The sequence below is a fragment of the Bacillus sp. EB600 genome, from assembly GCF_024494385.1.
GTDB lineage: Bacteria > Bacillota > Bacilli > Bacillales > Cytobacillaceae > JAEVLT01.
The window spans coordinates 1-4,932 of sequence record NZ_JAEVLT010000082.1; the positions used below are offsets into that span (position 1 = coordinate 1).

The 4,932-nt window shown below is 38.5% G+C and carries 4 protein-coding genes; 3 read left to right on the plus strand and 1 reads right to left on the minus strand.

Features of this window, described 5'->3' with window-relative positions:
* The first annotated feature begins 685 nt into the window (after positions 1 to 685).
* Positions 686 to 1,129, plus strand: a complete 444-nt coding sequence (locus tag JN080_RS28180) for a VanZ family protein (protein WP_256239260.1) — start codon at positions 686 to 688, stop codon at positions 1,127 to 1,129.
* A 157-nt stretch (positions 1,130 to 1,286) separates the two neighbouring features.
* Here JN080_RS28180 and JN080_RS28185 read toward each other — a convergent pair whose 3' ends face one another.
* A complete protein-coding gene (locus JN080_RS28185) occupies positions 1,287 to 2,759 on the minus strand; it encodes an amidase family protein (protein WP_256239261.1) in 1,473 nt (490 codons plus the stop codon).
* A gap of 224 nt (positions 2,760 to 2,983) precedes the next feature.
* On the opposite strand from JN080_RS28185, the gene JN080_RS28190 reads away from it, so the two are divergent.
* Together JN080_RS28190 and JN080_RS28195 are read left to right on the plus strand one after the other, a co-directional pair.
* Positions 2,984 to 4,036: a LuxR C-terminal-related transcriptional regulator gene (locus JN080_RS28190; protein WP_256239262.1), complete on the plus strand. Its 1,053-nt coding sequence runs from the start codon at positions 2,984 to 2,986 to the stop codon at positions 4,034 to 4,036.
* Positions 4,037 to 4,214: 178 nt separating this feature from the next.
* Positions 4,215 to 4,751, plus strand: a complete 537-nt coding sequence (locus JN080_RS28195) for an isochorismatase family protein (protein WP_256239263.1) — start codon at positions 4,215 to 4,217, stop codon at positions 4,749 to 4,751.
* Positions 4,752 to 4,932 lie beyond the last annotated feature (181 nt).

A 4,932-nucleotide genomic window follows, 5' to 3' on the forward strand; every position in this document is an offset into this window, starting at 1 on the left:
ATTTTTTATTGTTGACGTTTTTGTTTGTTTAGTTTTCAAAGAGCAATTTTTTAAAGCAACTTTCATAGTATATGCCTGACTGAACATTTCGTCAACCTTTTTTTTAAAAAGAATGAATGTTATTCAGCGACAGGAACTATCTTACCACACCAATTCGCTTATGTCAACTTCTCCGAAATAATTTCCGATTAAAAAATTCATTTACAAGAAACTGCTAACGAATCAGCTCAATTATCTTAACATCGATAATGTAAACATACAAGTGGAAACCTTCCCCAATTTTATAATTAAGAATTCTCATCATCCAAGATGTCATACTTATACAAAGAATCTGCCTGCTTTATACCCACCTGGTGAGAAAAGGTCCCTTTTATACTTGAATCCGATTCTGAATAAGAAATATGTCTAGAACTTATATGGAGACAAATTACAAATCTTTTTAATAGTGACTTGAAAATGTGCCAGCCTTTATAGATTATAGATCCATTCTAACAAAAAGTAGAACAACCAGCAGCGAAGATTTTGGAATTTCATACTTTTTTAATTTTTAACTAGTATGATAAGGTTTAAACCGTAATGAGAAAAGTGAAAGGGTATCAGTTTTTTTGAACCGCTCTTAATTTAACTTTTGGAAAGTTGGACGATTATGCTTTACGCTAAGTTTTTTGAAACTATGAGAAATTTATTGAAAACTAAACTATTACTTGTCATTGTCTGGGGAATGTTTTTAGGGATGGATACGTGGACAGATAATTTAGGAGCTCTTTTACGTTTTCAAACTATTGGTTTTAAATGGGTGTCTTCTCCTGATTTTTTGTCATTCTTTTATTGGACCGATATCTCAAAAATTCACCATAATTTTGTTATCGTAAAAATCGGACACTTTTTAGGCTTTGGAATGTTCGACTTCCTTCTTTTTAATTGGAAACAAAGTCATAAAGAGGCACTGGGAATTTCCTTTACTTTTGCACTTTTAACAGAGGTCCTCCAGCTTTTCTTTGGAAGAGATGGCCGTTTATATGACCTATTGATTGATTCCTTTGGTGCTATGTCTGTTTATTTTATTGTGAAATTCAACTATTTAAACAAAACAAAAGAGATACTCTTTAAGAAATTTATGTCGCATTAGGATCATCAAAATGCCAAGTGGAAGCTACTCAGAACCTAAAAAGCCCTGCAGAGATTTTACTCTCCACAGAGTTTTTCCAAGGCCTTCATTTAAAAAATAACTCAATTCTCTTATCCTACGAATCTTGACATATATCGGGGTGTGATACCGGAATTTTTCACCAAGTCGGATCAATCGGTGTTTTTATTGTGCTATGCGCTTCCAAGATTTCCGCTGCATCAAAAAGGGTGTCTTCCCGGAATCGTCTCCCTAGTAGTTGAACACCAACTGGAAGCCCATTTTCTACAGAGGTTGGTACAGATAATGCTGGGAACCCAAGTACCGGAATAGCCATCATCGACCACTGGGCTGCCATGACACGCCGCATACTTTCCACACTCATAATATCAGCATCCTGTATAAACGCCTGCTCTGCTGACACCGGTAGTAACAGAAGTGGATACTTCACTAAAAACTGTTGTAACTGGGAAATGAGTGTTCCTCTTCGTGCATAACCGTTCATATACTCTGTCAAACCTGGTCGGGATCCCCACCATTCTTCCGCTACGGCGTAATAATGCTTCGCAGCGGATTTCATCCCGTCATCCCCAATTTCATCTACCATCGGCATGATTTGACGAAACTCTTCCATACATAATAAGTACCAGAGTCGGTAGGCTTCCTCAAATAATGGCAACTCGACTTCTTCAACAATATAACCAGCATCGCTCAACTTCGCTGCAGCATCATCCAGTGCTTTATTCACTGCATCTACAGGCTTGGCCACATTCACATCCTTTAAAAGGCCAACCCGAATCGGTCTTTGAAGTGGCTCACCGACGAGTGGAACAGATGCATGAATTGGATCACGCGGGTCAAACGGACTCATCGCCTGGAGCGCTAAACGTAAGTCCTCTACCGTCCGTGCTAATGGACCTTGGGTTAACATGGTCTGTACAGACAGTGGTTGATCCTGATCCACTGGCCCATACCAGCTTGGTATCCGTCCTGCTGTCGGACGAATGCCCATAACGCCGCATGCATAAGCCGGATGACGTATCGAACCTCCTATATCATTACCTGCAGCGATTGGCATCATTCCTGAAGCTACCGCCACAGCTGCACCTCCACTCGATCCTCCTGGAGTTCTTGATTGATCCCATGGATTCAATGTCCGCCCATGTAAATCATTATTCGTAAACCAGCGATACGAAAAGGCTGGTGAATTATTTCGCCCAACAAAAATAGCCCCTGCTTTTCGTAAATTTGCCACCTGCGGACCGTCTTCCGCTGCAATATTATTTTGAAATGCTACCACACCATTCGATGTCGCCTTACCTTTTTCATCACTATTTATTTTAATAGACATTGGTACGCCATGAAGCGGCCCTAACTCCTCACCCGTGAAAACTGCCTGGTCTGCCCGGTCTGCCGCCTTCAACGCTTCCTCTCCATACACCTCAACAAGCGCATTCAGTTTTGGATTTACCTCGGCAATCCGGTCAAGGGAACTTTGCACCACTTCTCGTGATGAAACCGTTCTCGCTTTAATTTCTCTTGTCATCTCAGCGGCTGTCCACTGCCATAACTCGCTTTTCTCTTCTCTCCTGGAACTAATTTCATGATAAACGATCCCTTTATTCTCATTCATGTAACAAATCCTCCTTTAAATTTTGAATTTGGATTGTCATTCATATGCACAATAGACTTCATAATATAAAAATGCTTATATGTTCGAATATTTTTAATATTACGAATTAATGTTATTATATAGTTGTAAAGCGGTTACAACTATTACCGATTTAGATAGTATTAAATGAAAAAGGTACATAATCATGTACCCTAAAAGAAAGGTGAGAATGAGTGGTTGCTCCTATGAATTTATCAAAACAAGACTATGAGCGCATGATGAAATTAACTTCTACTATATCTATTCATTATAAAAAAGCATCTATTGGATTACAGGAACAGCTATCGCAATTACTTGGATACCATTCATCCATTCTTTGGAAGGTTGATCAAAAAGGAAACCTGTCTGACCCAAAAATCCATCGCATTAGTGATTATTTACTAGAGGATTATTTGGATTGTTTTCACACCTATGATTATCTGCATCCTAAAAAGCAATTACACTTGTTTCGAGAAAAGGTTGTCTTAAGGCTTGAAGACGTAACTCCCATTGAGAGATATGAACACTCTGACTATTACAAGGAATTTATGAGAAAACACAACTACTTTCATGAGATGGTGGTCACTTTTCGTTCTCACAATAAATTTGTTGGAGCTCTTGGTATAACAAGAAGCCGGCTAGAAGGGGAATTTACTGAGGATGATTGTCATAAAGTCCGCATGCTTGCTCCAATGATATCCAATTTACTATATTTAGAAGGTGAGTTGGAAGAACAACGTATAGACAAGGGAATATTAGAGGCCTTTGCTGCAAAAAGCGAAACTGGTTTAATCTTATTAGATGAAAAATATCAGACACTCTATATAAACCCAGCAGCATGGAACATTTATAAAAATACTGTTGCTTATAAAGATATAGATCGTTTTATCAAAGAAATAATCTTTGCACTTTCAAATCAATCGATCGGTTCAAATCCATTTTTAATAGAAACGCAAGGCTATAACGTTCAAGTCATTTCTCACCAGGAGCCATTTTTATCCAAGCAAAGCCGCTATGCCATTATTATTGAAAAAGAAAAGACGATTGATACAAGCGAAGAGGAAAGAGAGTTCTTCCAATTAACCAAGCGTGAAAAGGAAATTTGTTATTATTTAAAAAGGGGTTATACGTATAAAAAGATAGCAGAAACATTGTTTATTAGTATTAATACTGTAAACAAGCATATAAAGAATATTTATCAAAAAACCGGGGTCAATAACCGGGCTTTACTGCAAGCTAGGCTCCTAGAGCAGCAATAATGATTGCCTTAGTCACCACTATAATGATTTCCATCTAATCATTGGACAATGACTAGCAGAGTAAAGAAAAGATTTCAGCCGGATAGCCTTTTGGCTCTTTCATAGGAAAAGCCTTATTGAAAATAAAAGGAATTTGCCATAAACTTTAGTCAACAAATATAATTTGGAGGATTATTTTATGTTTACAATAGATAAGGCTTGCCTCGTGGTTATCGATTTGCAGGGGAAACTGGCGGAAATTGTTGATGACAGCGATTCAGTGATTCAGAATACGGCAAAGCTCGTACAAGCAATGAACGCGCTGGAAATACCAGTTCTATGGCTCGAGCAGATTCCGAATCTTTTAGGAAAAACATCACTGGAAATTTCACAGCATATGCAAGGCCAGCCTATTGCCAAAAAGACATTTAGTGCGTACAATGACGCGGCCTTTAAAGAGGCAGTTAAAGCAAGCGGCCGTACGCAATTTATCGTTTCAGGTATAGAAACCCATATTTGTGTGTACCAAACTGCCAGGCAGCTAAAGGAACTAGGGCTTGAGGTTGAGGTCGTTGCCGATGCCGTTTCTTCTCGTACAAAAGCAAATAAAGAAATCGCCTTGGCAAAAATGCAGGCTCTCGGCATATTACCAACAAGCACAGAAATGATTTTATACGAGCTGCTACAAGTAGCGGATCATCCGCATTTTAGAACGATCTTGAAATTGGTGAAATAATTACCGTAGAACAAAAAAGTGCTCCCCAATTGTTATATATGCTGGGGGGCATTTTTTTTAAATGGTGAATAACCTGCCAACTCTCACAGACAGTCCGGACCAACTGTCACCGGAATTTCAAGTCCGTTGAGATAATCCAAAAATTTTAACGGAACAGCGAAAAACCTGAGAAAATTCACAT